We start from the raw sequence: 425 nt of genomic DNA, 5'->3' as shown, positions 1-425 counted from the left end.
GGAACTCGCTTTGTCACGCGCGGCGGTCTCGAATGGGTTTTCTCGCGGCTGGCTTAAGGCGCGCCCATAGATGGTGGACACCGCCGAAGACAATTTCCGGATCGAGGTTTGGGATCGGGAGGAGAAGACGCATCTCGAAACCATCTGTCGATCGCCGGATGCGATGGTGAGCCAAGCTGCCTGGCATGCCGCCATCAGGCGCCGGCCCGGCATGCTGCTGATCCATTACAACAGCCGCCACGTCATGGAGAAAATGGTCACGCCGGGCGAAGTAAAGCTTCCGCCTCAAACGATCATCGACGGCAGCATACACGCCGGACTCGACGTCTCGCTCGGCGATCTGCGCGAATGGCACACTCTGCGAGCCTGGTGCAAGAATTGCTCCCACCATGCCCCGGTAAAGGCGGCCGGACTTATCCGCCGAT

1 protein-coding gene is annotated in these 425 nt (G+C 60.9%); it reads left to right on the top strand.

All coding sequences use genetic code 11. The features are described 5' to 3' along the window. Positions 1-70 precede the first annotated feature (70 nt). On the top strand, positions 71-425 hold a 355-nt coding region (locus EN861_RS34345), incomplete at its 3' end, for a hypothetical protein (RefSeq protein WP_135928209.1).

This window comes from Mesorhizobium sp. M8A.F.Ca.ET.218.01.1.1 (genome assembly GCF_004791165.1).
Classification (GTDB): domain Bacteria; phylum Pseudomonadota; class Alphaproteobacteria; order Rhizobiales; family Rhizobiaceae; genus Mesorhizobium.
Note: the sequence above shows the minus strand (reverse complement) of the source record. Positions and strands in the feature narration are given on the sequence as shown.